At 67.7% G+C, this 14,200-nt stretch carries 13 protein-coding genes; 6 read left to right on the top strand and 7 right to left on the bottom strand.

Annotation, left to right across the window (positions count from 1 at the left end):
- Positions 1-148: 148 nt before the first annotated feature.
- The gene (locus tag ACWDNU_RS42245; protein WP_449672985.1) at positions 149-1,006 is read right to left on the bottom strand and encodes an alpha/beta hydrolase; all 858 of its coding nucleotides are present in this window, start codon (positions 1,004-1,006) and stop codon (positions 149-151) included.
- Positions 1,007-1,121: 115 nt separating this feature from the next.
- Here ACWDNU_RS42245 and ACWDNU_RS42240 point away from each other — a divergent pair, with 115 nt between their 5' ends.
- Positions 1,122-1,715: a TetR/AcrR family transcriptional regulator gene (locus tag ACWDNU_RS42240; RefSeq protein WP_449672984.1), complete on the top strand. Its 594-nt coding sequence runs from the start codon at positions 1,122-1,124 to the stop codon at positions 1,713-1,715.
- Here the strand turns inward: ACWDNU_RS42240 and ACWDNU_RS42235 are convergent.
- Positions 1,712-2,767, bottom strand: coding sequence for a DUF6670 family protein (locus ACWDNU_RS42235; protein ID WP_449672983.1), 1,056 nt, complete (start codon positions 2,765-2,767; stop codon positions 1,712-1,714). The two genes, ACWDNU_RS42240 and ACWDNU_RS42235, sit on opposite strands and share 4 nt — an antisense overlap.
- A 68-nt stretch (positions 2,768-2,835) precedes the next feature.
- Here ACWDNU_RS42235 and ACWDNU_RS42230 point away from each other — a divergent pair, with 68 nt between their 5' ends.
- Complete coding sequence (locus tag ACWDNU_RS42230; RefSeq protein ID WP_370934426.1) at positions 2,836-4,386, top strand: FAD-binding oxidoreductase; 1,551 nt, start codon at positions 2,836-2,838, stop codon at positions 4,384-4,386.
- 3 nt (positions 4,387-4,389) lie between these two features.
- Here the strand turns inward: ACWDNU_RS42230 and ACWDNU_RS42225 are convergent, their stop codons facing one another.
- The 3 genes from ACWDNU_RS42225 to ACWDNU_RS42215 form a co-directional block, all read right to left on the bottom strand.
- Complete coding sequence (locus ACWDNU_RS42225; RefSeq protein WP_449672982.1) at positions 4,390-5,805, bottom strand: phytoene desaturase family protein; 1,416 nt, start codon at positions 5,803-5,805, stop codon at positions 4,390-4,392.
- Entirely contained in the window at positions 5,802-7,586 is a 1,785-nt protein-coding gene (locus ACWDNU_RS42220) for a DUF3556 domain-containing protein (protein ID WP_449672981.1), read from the bottom strand. Before ACWDNU_RS42220 ends, ACWDNU_RS42225 begins: the two co-directional genes overlap by 4 nt.
- Before the next feature lie 75 nt (positions 7,587-7,661).
- Entirely contained in the window at positions 7,662-9,101 is a 1,440-nt protein-coding gene (locus ACWDNU_RS42215) for a class I adenylate-forming enzyme family protein (protein ID WP_449672980.1), read from the bottom strand.
- 189 nt (positions 9,102-9,290) lie between these two features.
- On the opposite strand from ACWDNU_RS42215, the gene ACWDNU_RS42210 reads away from it, so the two are divergent.
- The 3 genes from ACWDNU_RS42210 to ACWDNU_RS42200 all read left to right on the top strand — a co-directional run bounded on the left by ACWDNU_RS42210 (position 9,291) and on the right by ACWDNU_RS42200 (position 11,855).
- Positions 9,291-10,532: a PucR family transcriptional regulator gene (locus ACWDNU_RS42210; RefSeq protein WP_449672979.1), complete on the top strand. Its 1,242-nt coding sequence runs from the start codon at positions 9,291-9,293 to the stop codon at positions 10,530-10,532.
- 201 nt (positions 10,533-10,733) lie between these two features.
- Positions 10,734-11,018: a hypothetical protein gene (locus tag ACWDNU_RS42205; protein WP_449672978.1), complete on the top strand. Its 285-nt coding sequence runs from the start codon at positions 10,734-10,736 to the stop codon at positions 11,016-11,018.
- Positions 11,019-11,102: 84 nt separating this feature from the next.
- Positions 11,103-11,855: an SDR family NAD(P)-dependent oxidoreductase gene (locus tag ACWDNU_RS42200; RefSeq protein ID WP_449672977.1), complete on the top strand. Its 753-nt coding sequence runs from the start codon at positions 11,103-11,105 to the stop codon at positions 11,853-11,855.
- Here ACWDNU_RS42200 and ACWDNU_RS42195 read toward each other — a convergent pair.
- Entirely contained in the window at positions 11,849-11,995 is a 147-nt protein-coding gene (locus tag ACWDNU_RS42195) for a hypothetical protein (protein WP_449672976.1), read from the bottom strand. The genes ACWDNU_RS42200 and ACWDNU_RS42195 overlap by 7 nt on opposite strands.
- Positions 11,996-12,423: 428 nt before the next feature.
- Between ACWDNU_RS42195 and ACWDNU_RS42190 the strand changes: the two genes are divergently transcribed.
- Complete coding sequence (locus ACWDNU_RS42190; protein ID WP_449672975.1) at positions 12,424-13,281, top strand: LysR family transcriptional regulator; 858 nt, start codon at positions 12,424-12,426, stop codon at positions 13,279-13,281.
- On the opposite strand, the gene ACWDNU_RS42185 is transcribed toward ACWDNU_RS42190, so the two are convergent.
- Positions 13,235-14,062 carry a hypothetical protein gene (locus ACWDNU_RS42185; protein ID WP_449672974.1) on the bottom strand — a complete coding sequence of 276 codons (828 nt, stop codon included), beginning with the start codon at positions 14,060-14,062 and terminating at the stop codon, positions 13,235-13,237. The genes ACWDNU_RS42190 and ACWDNU_RS42185 overlap by 47 nt on opposite strands.
- Positions 14,063-14,200 lie beyond the last annotated feature (138 nt).

The raw sequence follows: 14,200 nt of genomic DNA, 5'->3' as shown, positions 1-14,200 counted from the left end.
AACCCCAATAAAATGCGTCCATGGGTTGGGGTGGTGATTTAAAACTAATCTTTCCCGCCTTGACAAGCACCCCCAGACCGTCAGCACACTCAAGCTTCGGGGTGCCCCACGCAACCACCAAGCGATGTCGCCGCCAGGCGACGAGAAGTCACCCCAAAACCTCCCTCAACCGAACAGCAAACTCCTCCGGTTTCCCCGCATACCCGCCCTCCCCGCCAAGAAACCCACCATGGTGACTAGGAAACACAGTCACCCCCACCCCCATCCGCGCGGCAAGAGCCCGCACAGTCCGCCCAGTAAACGTATCCCCAGTCTCCTCCCCCACCGCCAACACAACCCGACTCCCGGCAGCCTTCAACGCAGCAAGATCCGGCACATAATCAATAACCGGCCGAGACCGCGAAGACAACAACGGATCATCCCGCTTCCCGTCATCCTCAACAGGCAACCCGAACTGCCCAGGCTCAACCTCGGGCTGCGCGAAGAACTCCTCAGTAAACTCCCCAACCCAGCTAGTCATAGCGATAAACGCAGCCATCCCATACCCCCACCCCCGAGCCAAATACCGCTCAGTCACCCCGTCACAAGCCCGAGCAGCCGCCTCAACATCCGGCAACACCGCGATAACCGGCGGCTCATGCGCCACCAACGTCTCCACATCCCCCGGATACCGAGCCACCAACGCCAACGCAGTAACCGCCCCACCGCTACTGGCGAACAGATCAACGGCCCCCACTCCAAGAGCCGAAATCACCGCATGCACGTCCCCGGCCTGAACCTCGGGCCGATTCTCCGTCTCCCGATCAGATCGAGTACTCCGCCCAAGCCCCCGCGGATCATAAGTAACCACCGCCCGCTCCGGAAACAACCCGGCAAGCGTCCCGAACCCACTGGCATCCATCGGCTGCCCGATCATCACCAACGGCCGAGAGTCCTCCCCGAGCGGCTGGTTGTGCACGTCGTAGACGATGTCCGCACCGTCAGTAACCAGATGATGAGTAGACACAACGACACTCCCCTGCCTCGGAAACCCGAAGCAGCCAGCCTACCAACCCCGACCCGCTTCCAGGGTCCACAATGGACAAAAGCACCCCGCGAACAGCATCAGCTATGCTGACCTCGTGGCAAATTCGGCAGGCAGCAAGGGAATGCCGCGCCCCGAACGGGAGCGGCTGATCCTCGACGCCGCCGTCCAGGAGTTCGGCACCCAGGGTTACGCCCACGCCTCAGTAGCCGCCATCGCCCGCCGGGCGGAAATTTCCAAACCGCTCGTGTACGGCTACTTCGACTCCAAAGACGGCCTCTACCTGGCCTGCCTGCACCGAGGCGCGGCCCCGCTGGTCGACGCCGTCACCGAAGCCCAAACCGGCACCGGCCTCACCCGAGCCCTGGGCACCCTGGAAGCGATCTTCCGCACCCTGGAACCCCGCCGCCTGGACTGGGCAGTCCTCTGGGACCCCACCCTCCCCCCGAACTCCGCGGTGGACGAAGCCGCCCGCTCCTACCGCCGCAAACTGTCCGCATTAGGCGCGGAAGGCACCCAAGAAGCCTTGTCCACAGCCGGTTTCGCCGACCCAGCAGACGCCTCCCTGTTCGCCCGGATCTGGTACGGCGCAGTAGCCGCCACCGTCAACTGGTGGCTGGAGCACCCGGAAGAACCCGCCGAAGTCACCACCCAACGCTGCGCGAGAATCCTCGCTTCCCTACGTGGCTAACTTTCGCAATCCACCCACTCGAAATACCCGCTCCCCGACACCGGCCGTCGCCGGTACGCGCCGGAATACGTGTACGCGCCGACATAACCGCGTCCATGCCCATACCGCAATGGACTGTCCACAACGGCCTCCACCGCCACGACCTCCTCTGCCCCGTCCCGAACCGTCCACCGAAACCGCTCCGGTGCCCGCATCTCCCGCCCCTGCGGATCGACCTCCGGCTCGTCCCGATAGTCCACCTCGAACTGGACCTCCCGAAACACCGCAGCATCGCCGTCAAGCGTGCGCACATAGGCGAGCCGGCAAGCCGTAGCCCCAGCCGCCCGGACATCGGTCAACAACAACTGCGTCCGATCATCGAGATTGATGATCTGATAGGTAAAGAAGTCAATCGGCAGCTTGAACCGCTGAGGCAACGGCGTACGCCGAAGGGCTTGCGGCGAAACAGATCGCGCGTACTCAACAGTGCAGAGCCCGCCGATCTCCGTCTCGCCAGTGTCGTCAGTAATCATCCCGGTAAAGGTCGCAAGAAGACTCAAGTGGTCATACGCCGGATTCCGCACGAACCAAGACACCTGAGGCGTGGCAGTGATAGTCAGGTCCGCCGAGAACCCGGCATAACGCGCATGCACCTGATACGACGGATGCGCCGCCTCGATAGCAAGATCCGAATCCCACTCCAACCGCGAACCGTCCTCCGCGAAGCGGCATTCGGTGTGCGAATCGTAAGCCTGATAGTGATGATGCCCGGGCGCGGCAGTGGACGACAGGACAGTCGTAGTGCGGCGCGCATCGGAGGTAGCGAGGTAGTCGTTGTCGAAACAGACCGCGCCAGTGCTGCCGATCAGCGTCATCGTGTTGAGGTAGCGATGCGGCGCGGGCAGCTCCGGCACGAAGATGCCGTAATGCGTCCACGCCCAAGTCCGCGAATCCGGATGCGGCCGCAGCAGGCCGGGCCGGTCGAACGGCTTCGCGGACTCCTCGATCCGCTGGTCGAAGCGAGGGAGCACCCGGTTCACCACGAACGGCGCGGCAGCGGTCAGCACGCTCATCTTTCCTCCTCAGTGCCTATTACCCTAGAGTAAGTTACTCTTGGGTCAATTCGGAAGGGAGCAGTCGGATGACACGGTCCTGGTGGGGTTGGGGCGACATCGAGGAAGCGCTGACCGCCGAAGAGTCGGAAGCGCTGGTCGCGCGCACGTCCGCCTTCCTTCCCGCCCACGACTTCACCGACCACGCTCCTCCCTCGCCGGACGACCTGCCGGTGCCGCCGTCCCGGCTCCGCCCGCCCGCCGCGCTGGCCCGGCTGTGCTCGACCGACCGGACCGACCGGCTGTCGCACGCGCGCGGCAAAGCGTTCCGAGACGTCGTCCGGAACCTGGAGGGGCGGGTCGAAGCGGTGCCGGATGTCGTCGCTCGCCCGGAGTCCGAGCAGGACGTGCTCGATCTCCTGGATTGGTGTTCCACCAGCGGCACGCCGGTAATCCCCTACGGCGGCGGCAGTTCCGTCGTCGGCGGCATCGAACCGCGTTTCCCAGCGCCCGCGGTGTCGCTGGACCTCGGCCGCCTCGACCAGGTCGTGGAGATCGACCAGACGAGCCGCACCGCGCGCGTCCAAGCCGGGGTGTACGGACCCGCGCTGGAGGACCAGCTCCGCCCGCACGGCCTGACGCTGCGGCACTATCCCCAGTCGTTCACGCACTCCACGCTCGGCGGCTGGCTGGCGACCCGCGCTGGCGGCCACTTCGCGACGCTGGCCACGCACATCGACGACCTGACCGAGTCCCTGCGCGTCGTGACTCCGGCCGGTGTCAGCGAGTCGCGCCGGCTGCCCGGTTCGGGGGCCGGACCGTCGCCGGATCGGCTGTTCCTCGGCTCGGAAGGCACACTGGGCGTGATCACCGAAGCCTGGATGCGGCTGCAGGAACGGCCGCGCTGGCAGGCGAAAGCGTCGGTGAGCTTCACCAGGTACGCCGATGCAGTACGAGCGACCAGGGCGATCGCCCAGTCCGGCCTGTACCCAGCGAACTGCCGCCTCCTCGACGCCGCGGAAGCGTTCCTCAACACCGGCGTCCAGGCCGACGGTTTGCTGCTGCTCGCGTTCGAATCCGCAGACCATCCGGTGGACGCCTGGCTGGACCGCGCCCTCGAACTCACCGCCGATCACGGCGGCACCGTCACCGCCCGCCGCGGCGAATCCGGTTCGGCGTGGCGATCGGCCTTCCTGCGGATGCCGTACCAGCGCGACGCGCTCGCCCGCCGGTCGATGGTGGTGGAGACCTTCGAAACCGCCTGCACCTGGGACGCGTTCGAGTCGCTGCACGAGGCCGTCACGACGGCCGCGAACGCGGCGATCGCCGAGATCTGCGGCGCGGGTGTCGTGACCTGCCGGTTCACCCACGTCTACCCGGACGGCCCCGCGCCGTACTACGGCATTTACGCGACCGGCCGCTGGGGCAGCACCGTCGCGCAGTGGGACGAGCTGAAAACCGCTGTGTCCAAAGCGATCCTGGCCAACGGCGGCACGATCACCCACCATCACTCGGTCGGCCGCGACCACCGTCCGTGGTACGACCGGCAGCGTCCGGACCCGTTCGCCGCCGCCCTGTCCGCGGCGAAGGACGCCCTCGACCCGGCCGGAGTGCTGAACCCGGGCGTCCTGATCCGGTAGCGCTTACCGCCGCAGGTACCGCAACGCCCGCGCCGCCGCGTGACTGCCGCACATCCCGTGCGCTCCCGGTCCCGGCGGCGTGGCCGCGGAACACACGAAGTGCCCCGGCACGCCCACGTCGTACGGCTGCAAGGTCGTCCGCGGGCCGAACACCAGCTGTCGCACGTCTTTCGCTCCAGTGAGGATGTTTCCGCCGACGAAATTCGGATTCCCCGCAGCGAATTCCGCCGACGACGTGCTCACCGAACCGATGACCCGTTCCCGGAACCCCGGCGCGAACCTTTCGATCTGTGCGGTGATCGCCTCGGTGGCGTCGCCGGTGTAGCCATGCGGCACATGCGCGTACGCCCACACCGGATGCACATCGCCGACCGAACGCGACGGGTCGGCCAGGTATTGTTGACCCAGCAACACAAACGGCCGCTCCGGAATCCGTCCATTGTGTACTTCACGCTCACCGGCAGCGACTTCCGCCGCTGAACCTCCCAAGTGGACAGTCCCGGCCGAACGCGCTTCCGGTGACCGCCACGGAATTCCGTCCTGCACCGCGAAGTCCACTTTGAACGCACCGGGACCGTAGCGGAACCGCTCGTACGCCCGCCGCTTCCGCGGCGGCAACCGATCGCCGAGCACCGAGGCCAGTGCGCGAGGCCCGACGTCCCACACCACCACGTCCGCCCGAGGCAACTGCGAAACCGACTGCACCCGCACACCGGTCTCGATCTTCCCGCCGAAGTCGGCTACCAGCGCGGCCAAGGCGTCGCTGATCGCCCGCGACCCGCCTTCGGCGACCGCCCAGCCGTGCCGGTGGCCAGCGGTGAGAATGCCGAGCCCGATCGCCGACGACAGCGGCCGGTCCAGCGGCCGGAACGCATGCGCCGCAACGCCAAGCCACAGCGCACGAGCCTGTTCGGTACGGAAATACCGGGCCAGCACGGTCGCCGGAGCGACCGTCGGCAGCCCGAACCGGCCCAGCAGCAACGGATGTCTCGGCACTCGCAGCAACGGGCCGAGGATGTCCTCGCTCAGCGCGTCGTAGTTCTGCGCGGGCGACGAGAACAGCGCTGGCCAGCGGCGTCCGTCCGGACCGAGCCCGGCGGCGGTGGCGGAGACCGAGCGCCGCAGGACCCCGGCGGTGCCGTCGTCGAGCGGGTGCACGCAGTCGATCTCCGGCAGCCGCCAGCGCAGGCCGTACCGGTCGAGCCCGAGGTCGGTCAGCACCGGCGAGCCGACCGCCATCGGATGCGTCGCGGAGCAGTGGTCGTGCAGCAGGCCGGGAACGATCGCCTCGTAAGTGCGGGTGCCGCCGCCGATTTCGTCGGCGGCCTCCAGCACTGTCACGTCGACCCCGGCGCGCGCCAGCACGGCCGCCGCGGCGAGCCCGTTGGGTCCGCTGCCGACCACCACCGCCGTAGTCATGCCAGCACGCTGCTCGTCGTCGCCGGGCTAGCGGTCCAGGTGACGGTGAGCGGAATCGGGCCGTTCGGCAGCCACGGCTGTTCGTTGACGGCGTCGGCGACCGTCCAGTGGCCGCGCTCGATCACGCCCAAGGCCGCGTCAATCACCTGGTAATGCTGCACCTTCGAGTGGATGGCCTGCGACTCCACCCACACCACGATCCACTCGCCAGGCGCGAATCCGACCCGTTTCTGCACCGCGTTGACGAAGTCGAGGCCGTGCAGGTGCCCGTCGCCGAAGTTGAACCCGAGGATCGAGTTGCAGCCGAATTCGGCCTCGCGCACCGTCCGCGCGTCGAGATCCGGCAGGTTCTTCGCGAGCACGGAGAACAGCCCGCGGCCCTGGCTGTGCATCGACCGCCAGGCGATCGTCTGCTGCATGGTGATCTCGGCGACCTCGGCCGGGTAGCCCATCGCCTGCAACTGGTCGACCTGGTTCTTCGTCGGCCGGTGCGGCAACGTGTTCAGCTTCGCCTCGGCACCCGGCGCGAACGCCCACAGCGCCGACGCCCAGTTGCCCGCATACTGCCGCATCGACGGCAGGAACGACACCAGATCCGGCCGCAGATTGCCGAGAATCGGGAAGAACAGCAACGCGGCCGCGATCACGGCTGCCAGCCAGCCCGGCGTCATGTCGCCGACGCCGTATCCGGCGCTCGCGGGGAAGCCGAGGAACAGGAAGATCGCGAGGTAGCCGAAGAGAATGTTCCACTCCAGCGGCACGGCCAGCGGGAATGTCGACGTGATGAACAGATGGAACACCACCATCAGCGCGACGCCCGCGAGCGTGACCCAGTGATTGGTGGAGAACAACAACACCAGCGGCGTAATGATCTCCACGGTTGTCCCGCCGACATGCGCCATGAACGTCGCAAGCTTCGACGGTCGGACGTCGTTCGGGAAATCGCGGTAATGCGCTCGCTTCAGCCATTTGAACGGCACACACGGACTGTTGGACACCATCGGCGGCACCACATTCGTGAAGTGCTTGCCGAACTTCGAGACGCCCGCACCGATCCAGACCAGGCAGATCAACAGCTTCGCTGCGATGATCATGTTCACGAACGGCAAGAACGTGAAGAACACCAACGCGGGCAGATACTGTTCACCGCGCGCGGCGAGGAACACAGTCTTGTCCCGCAAGCCATTCAGCACGTACAGCACAATCGGTGCGATCAGCAAGGCCGGACGCACCAGGCCCGAGGTGTTGCCCGGCAGCGCTGCCGCCAACGCGGCGTTCGGTACGCCAGGCAGCACGATCGCGGTCAGCAGCGTGGCGAGGAAAGCCAGGTACAGCAGCACATCGAAGCCGTTTCGCCGGTCGCCTTTGGTGAACGGCACCCGCTTCCACGGCCGCAGCCGGATCGTTCCAGGACGCGCCCAGAACAGGATCCCGCCGGTCACCGGCTTGAACTTCCCCGCGATCGGCCCCCACGAACCGGCGACGCCGACCGCTTCCAGCAATACCGTCCACAGCACGAGCTTTTGGTAAACGACCGGTTCGTGCCACCACGCGGCGACGTCCCAGAACGGGCCGACGCCGGACGTCGCGGTCACCAGCGCCACCCCGGCCAGCACATAGAGGAAAAGCAGCTTCACCACGTACGTCGCCGGGATCATTTTGGGCGAGCCGAATCCGAACTGGACCCAGTGCAGCGCGAGTGCTTTGGTTCGTTCGAACAGTGGCTTCCGCAGGAAGGTTTCCGGATCGACCGGGGGAAAGTCCCCTGTCTTGAACCCCATTGTTCTCCGCCTTTCTCCGGGCAGCATCGACCGGACCCGCTGATGCGGGCACGGATTGTTCTCTTAGAAGCGGAATCAGCTAGCGGCGGCGAGTTCGCGGCGCAGCGCCGGTTTGTCGATCTTGCCGACTGGATTCCGCGGCAGCGCGGGCACGATGTCGATCCGCACCGGCACCTTCACCCGTGTCAGCCGGGCGCGGCAATGCTCAAGCAGCTCGGCCTCGCTCACGACCGCCGCCGGGTACAGCGTCACGGTCGCGACCGGCAGCTCGCCGAGCACCGGATGCGGCGCGCCGACCACCGCGGCTTCCAGCACCGCCGGATGTGCGTGCAGTGCGTTCTCGATCTCCTTGGGGTAGAGGTTTTCCCCGCCCCGGATGATCATGTCCTTGATGCGGTCGACCAGGACGAGGTAACCGTCCTCGTCGAACCGCCCGACGTCGCCGGTGTGCAGCCAGCCGTCGACGATCGTCGCGGCGGTGGCCTCGGGCCGGTTGAGATAGCCGCGCATCACGTTCGGGCCGCGGACCACGACCTCGCCGGGACCGTCGGTCAACCTGCCTCGCGGATCCATCAGCGCGACTTCCTGACCGGGCAGCGGACGCCCGACAGTGCCCGGTTTACGCGGCCCGGCCAGCGGATTCAGCGTCGACGCGCAGCTTCCCTCGGACAATCCGTAGCCCTCGACGACCACCACCCCGAACCGTTCCTCGACCCGCTGGATCAGCTCGGCAGGCATCGGCGCGGCACCGCAAACCACCAGCCGCAGCGACGAAGTGTCCGGCCGCACGGTGTCCGGGAGACCCGCCAGCCGCGCGTAAATCGCTGGCACGGCTGAGAAATACGTCGGACGGACCCGTTCGATGGTGTCGAAGAAGTCGTCGGCGCGGAATCTCGCAGTGATCGTCGAGCGGCCACCGGCGAGCAGCGGCGCGAGCACGCTTACCACGATTCCGTTGACGTGAAACAGCGGCAAGATCAGCAAACTGTGGTCCACTGGGCCGAGTTCGAGCGCGTCGACGATCATTTCGGTCATCGCCCGCACGTTGGCATGGTCGAGCACTACGCCCTTCGGCTGTCCCGTCGTGCCGCTGGTGTAGATGAGCAATGCGACGGCCTGCTCGTCGTCGGCCACTGGACCCTCGTCCGGCGCGGCGGTCGCCAATTCCTCGAGCCGCACCGTAACCAGGTCCGAATCCCCTTGTCCCACCACGACTTTCGCTTGCGCGTCCACGATCTGGAACGACGCCTCGCCGTCAGTCAACTCCGGATTCACTGGCGTGACGGCGGCACCGAGCCGCCAGGCCGCGAACAGCACCACCGCGAACTCGACCCGATTCGGCAGCAGCACCGCGACAACGTCGCCCGCACCGACCCCTCGAGCCCGCAACACGGCAGCCGCGCTGCGCACCCGCACCGCGAATCCGGCATTGCCGAGTTCGCCGTGTTCGTCCGCGAGACAGGGCAGGTTCGGATTCCGCCGGGCTCGTTCTTCAGGCAGGGCCGCGAGGTGCATCGTCGAAGTCCTTTCCCAGGGCGGCTCAGGTGGGAAATGACGGTAAGGACGGGCAGTGACCCGGGCCATAGGCCGCAGAACCGAAGGCTGCGCCGGTCGTTGTGCCGGGGTCACAACCGCCTGCACCGAGGGGGTGAACGACGCCGCTCGCCTGTCGCCGGGGCCAGTCCGGTGGTTACCCTGACCGCCATGTCCGACGCCGTCGACGCCGTCGTGGCCGAGATCGCGCACGCCATCGACGCCGACCTCGCCGCCCGCACCACCGAGCTCACCGACTGGTTCGTCGAGATGATCCCGGAGTTCCGGCATGACGAGACCGTCCGGAAGCTGATGATCGCCAGCACGTCGGCGAATCTGGTCGCGATCCTCGACATGCTGTCGCATTCCATCCCGCTCGACCGGATCACCGTCCCGCCCGCCGCGGCCGAGTACGCGCGCCGGTTCGCCCAGCACGAGCTGTCGCTGGAAGCCCTGCTCCGGGCGTACCGGCTCGGCGAGCACCGGTTCGAACAGTGGGCGATCGAGGCGCTGGAGCGGCAGCCGAACATCGACACCCAGCTCGCGCTCGCCGTACTGGCCGAGCTGTCCCGTCGCACGAACCGCTACATCGACCAGGTCATCGAGGGCCTCATCGACATCTTCGAGACCGAACGCCGGCGCTGGAGCAGCCGCACCGGAGCCGCGCGGGCGGCGCAGATCCGGCTGGTCCTCGATTCGGACACGCTGACCGAGGACGCCGCACAGCAGCTGATCGCCTTCCCGATGCGGCAGTGGCACCGCGCCGCCGTCGCGTGGCTGCCCGCCGAGGGCGCGGGCGAACTGCAGTCCGCGGCCCGGTTGCTACAGGAGGTGTGCGGGCGCGGTCCGGCGCTCACCATGCTGGCGGACGACCGCACCCTGTGGAGCTGGACCGTCAGCACGGAACGCAACGACATCGAGGTCGACCACGTCCGCTCCGGCGTCACCGACATCGGCGGCGGCCTGCGACTGGCCCTGGGCGCGCCCGGCTACGGACTGTCCGGATTCCGCGGTTCGCTGCGCGAGGCGGTCCGGGCACGGGCCGTCGCGGAGACCAACGAGGACCAAAGCCAGAACGTGGTGCTGTTCGACGACGTCGCGATCGCCGCACTGCTCACCGAACAATCCGACGACGTCTACCGCTGGATCGCCCGGGTCCTCGGAGACCTCGTCGCCGACGATCCCGGCACTGAGCAATTGCGCGAGACGCTGCGAGTCTTCCTCGACACCGACGGCAGCTACACGCATGCCGCCGCCCGGCTGCACCTGCACAAGAACACCGTCCACTATCGCGTCCGCAAGGCCGAGGAACTGTGCGGACGACCGCTCGCCGAACACCGGCTGGAAGTGGAAGTCGCCCTGCGTGCGGCCACTTTGCTGCGCAAGCGGCTGCCGTGGAACGAACCCGGTTGACCCGTCTGTCCATTGTGGATTCTTTTGCCTTCTCGCTTCGCCGTGTTAGCCTGTCGCCGTGCTGCGCCTCATGACGTCCGAGCGACTCGTAACCCAGCGCGCCGGCTGAACCAGGCTGCCGGCGCGCAAGCTGGCGTACGCCTTTTCTTTCTCCGGGACCTGGCCCTCTTCCCGCCAGACCCTCTTTCCTGGAGAAACGCCATGTCCCTGAGCACCTTTTCCTCCGCCCCGTACACCTCCGCCCCGGCCATGCTGGTCCGCCGCCGGATCGCGACGTATTTCGTCGGCGGCATCGACCAAATCCCCGGCTTGGTCGCCACGCTGACCCAGCACGGGAAGCTGATCCACGAACTGTCCGTCGACGTCCGCGAAGGCGTCCGGGAAAGCAGCATGGTCAGCACCGTCCTGGTCAGCCCCGACGCGCTCGACTCGCTGCTGGACGCCCTGCGCGGCCTTTCGTCGGTGGTCTCCGCTGAGCTGGCCTGATCTTCTGGGCCACCCCCTCGCCGGCGACCGGCCGACGCACCCGCTCAGACTGGGGTCTCCCCACCCAGCGAAAGGGCACCCCATATGCGATTGGCCGACAAGATCACCCTGATCACCGGCGCCTCGAGCGGAATGGGCCGGGCGGCCGCCCTCACCTTCGCCCGCGAAGGCGCGACCGTCGTCGTCACCGACGTCGAAGACGCTGACGGCACCGCCGTAGCCGAGGAGATCCGCGCACTCGGCGGACAGGCCGAGTACCGCCGCCTGGACGTCACCGACGAAGACTCCTGGGCAGCTGTCCTCGCCGCCGTCCTGGACCAGCACGGAAAGCTGGACGTCCTGGTCAACAACGCCGGCATCAGCGGCACCTTCGACCCGGATCTCACCAGTACGGCCTTCTACGACCGCCTGCTGCAGGTGAACGCCCGCGGGGTGTTCCTGGGCATCAAACACGGCGCCACCGCGATGTCCGGCCGGGGCGGCGGCTCGATCGTGAACCTGACCTCGATCTCAGCCTCGATCGGCCAGATCGGCGTGCACCTGGGATACGCCGCGTCGAAGGGCGCGATCAAAGCGATGACGACCACCGCGTCGGTCCACTACGCGAGCGACGGCATCCGGGTCAACGCGGTAGCGCCCGGCCTCCTGCCGCCGATGCGCACCTCCCGCGGCTCGACGGACCCGGTGTGGCGAGCGAAGCAGGTGGAGGGCGTGCCGATGGGGCGGACCGGGGAGGTGCAGGAGGTCGCTGATGTGATTCTGTTCCTGGCTTCCGCGGAATCCTCGTACGTGACCGGGGTGGAGATCCTGGTGGATGGCGGGTATACGGCTCAGTAAGGCTCTTTCGGCACCGTCGGCACCGTCGACACCGTCGGCTCTTTCGGCACCGTCAGCCCCATCAGCCCTGTCTGCTCTGTCTGCTCTGTCTGCTCTGTCTGCTCTGTCGACACCGTCGACACCGCCAGCCCTGTCGGCACCGTCGGCCCCATCAGCCCTGTCGGCTCTATCAGCCCTGTCGGTTTTGTCGGCCCTGTCGGCTCCCTGGGGCTCCCGCGGAATTCAGCGGGAGCCCCATGCGCTTCGGCGGGTCCTACTGGGTGCCGTCCGCCGGTGCTCCCTACTTCCCCAACTCCGATTGGCGAGCCCACCGGGAGGCCCCGCCCCCGGCCAACCATGAGACCGGCGAGGTATCCCCACGAGCCGTCCACCTCGCTCCGACCCCTCCGCGTCTCACCGCCGAACCCTTCACCCGCGGCCCGCGGCGAACCCACCGTCTCCCGCTCCGGCGCACCATCGGCCCAGCTACCGTGACTCCCGCCTCGGTCTAGATCCGCCGTCGCGATCCGAGCCGCGCGGTACGTTCAGCGAACACCACTCTCCCGGTGGCGAGACGGAGGCGAAGCCGATGGAACTGAGGCAGGTAGAGCATTTCCTCGCCGTAGTCCGGCACCGCAACTTCACTCGCGCCGCCCAGGACGTGCACGTCGTGCAGTCCGCGCTCAGTGCGTCCATCCGAAAACTGGAAGCCGACCTAGGCGCGGAACTGTTCGACCGCACCACCCGCCGGGTGACGCTCACCCCCGCAGGCGAGGCGCTGCTCCCGCTGGCGCACCAAATCACCGCGAACGTCGACTCCGCCCGCGGCGAGGTAGCCGCAGTGACCGGCCTCGCGCGCGGCCGGGTGTCGATCGGAACCATCCAGACTCTGACCGTCATCGACCTCCCCGCGAAGCTCGGCGAATTCCGCGCGCGCTACCCAGGAATCCGGCTGCGCGTCCGGGAAGGCACGATCCCCGGACTGACCGCAGCGGTGTCCGCCGGCGAACTGGATCTGTCCTATGTGGGCGGTCCACTGCCCGAGGATCTGGCCGAATTCGCCAGCTGGCAGCAAAACCTGGTCCTGCTCACCCACCCCGGACACCGCCTGTCGCCCCGCCGCCGAGTCCGGCTGGCAGAGCTGGACGGTGAACCCTTCGTAGATTTCACCGGCAGCGGCCTGCAGGCCCTGGTCGACCGCGCCTTCGCCGAAGCCGGAGTCCGCCGCGACCAGGTATGCGAGGCGACGAACGTCCCGCTGCTAGTCGACCTGGTCGCAGCCGGCCTGGGCGTCACCGTGGTCCCAGAACAAGTAGCCGCAAGGTCCGGCCTGCCATTCGCCCACCTAACCCAGCCGACGCTAGCCCGCACGATCTCCCTGACCGGCCGCTCGGCAAACCTCACCAACCCGGCGGCACGGGCCCTGCTGGCCCACCTCCTCGCCTGACTCCACGCACCGGCGCGAGCACCAGCGCGAACCCCACCAACCCCAACACCATCGCGACAGTCGTCAGCCCGGTAATCCCGGCGACAAACGCCAACGCGAACGCGCGCCCGCCAAACCGCCGCAGCAACCGGACAACATCGCGAGTCGCTCCGTCGACCGACTCGGCGCCGGCCGCCGAGTTGACAATCGCCGCCGACTGGATGCCAGCCGCTGAGCTGTCTCCCGCCACCGAGTCAGCAATGGCCGCCAGATTGACGCTCGCCACTGGCTCGACATCGGCCGCCGAATTGAGGCCCGCCACCGACTTGCCGCTCGGTGCCGACTTGCCGCTCGGTGCCGACTTGCCGCCGGGCACCGAATAGCCGCTCGGTGCCGAGTTGACGTTGGCTGCACGGCTCGCACTGGCCACCGATTCGGCGCCGGCAGGCCGGTTCAGCCCGGCAGCCGAGTCAAGGCTCTCCGCCTCGACGCCCGCCACCGAGTCGGCATCGGCTGCCGGACTCTCGCCGACTGACAGCTCGGCACCAGCCGCTGGGTCGACGTTGGCCACCAACTCGACACTCGCCACCGAGTCGACACCGACCGCTCGGCCGACATTGGCCACCGACTCGACACTTGGCACCAGGTCGGCACCAGCCGCTCGGCCGACGCTGGCCACCGACTCAACGCTCACCACCGAGTCGACACCGGCTGTCTGGTTGACGCTCGCTGCCGAATCGACGTCGGGTGCCGCGTCGATGCTCGCCGTCAGCTTGGCGTCGGCCACCGTGCGGTCGCTCACCGCGCCGAGGGCAACGCCGTCCTGTGCGTCATGACGACCGTCCGCGTCTCCCCCGGCAACACCGCTCAGGAGGCTGGTGGTGGGATGACGACGAGGAGCCACTGCACGGACGGGAGCTTAACCAGCGGCCGGGGCGGC

The sequence above is a fragment of the Amycolatopsis sp. NPDC003676 genome (assembly GCF_053587275.1).
This window is presented reverse-complemented; position numbering and strand designations above follow the sequence as displayed.

What these genes read in the sequence shown, in the direction of transcription:
- ACWDNU_RS42235 (WP_449672983.1), bottom strand. Translation starts at nt 2,767, where the DNA reads ATGAGCGTGCTGACCGCTGCCGCGCCGTTCGTGGTGAACCGGGTGCTC.
- ACWDNU_RS42230 (WP_370934426.1), top strand. Translation starts at nt 2,836, where the DNA reads ATGACACGGTCCTGGTGGGGTTGGGGCGACATCGAGGAAGCGCTGACC.
- ACWDNU_RS42225 (WP_449672982.1), bottom strand. Translation starts at nt 5,805, where the DNA reads ATGACTACGGCGGTGGTGGTCGGCAGCGGACCCAACGGGCTCGCCGCG.
- ACWDNU_RS42220 (WP_449672981.1), bottom strand. Translation starts at nt 7,586, where the DNA reads ATGGGGTTCAAGACAGGGGACTTTCCCCCGGTCGATCCGGAAACCTTC.
- ACWDNU_RS42215 (WP_449672980.1), bottom strand. Translation starts at nt 9,101, where the DNA reads ATGCACCTCGCGGCCCTGCCTGAAGAACGAGCCCGGCGGAATCCGAAC.
- ACWDNU_RS42210 (WP_449672979.1), top strand. Translation starts at nt 9,291, where the DNA reads ATGTCCGACGCCGTCGACGCCGTCGTGGCCGAGATCGCGCACGCCATC.
- ACWDNU_RS42205 (WP_449672978.1), top strand. Translation starts at nt 10,734, where the DNA reads ATGTCCCTGAGCACCTTTTCCTCCGCCCCGTACACCTCCGCCCCGGCC.
- ACWDNU_RS42200 (WP_449672977.1), top strand. Translation starts at nt 11,103, where the DNA reads ATGCGATTGGCCGACAAGATCACCCTGATCACCGGCGCCTCGAGCGGA.
- ACWDNU_RS42190 (WP_449672975.1), top strand. Translation starts at nt 12,424, where the DNA reads ATGGAACTGAGGCAGGTAGAGCATTTCCTCGCCGTAGTCCGGCACCGC.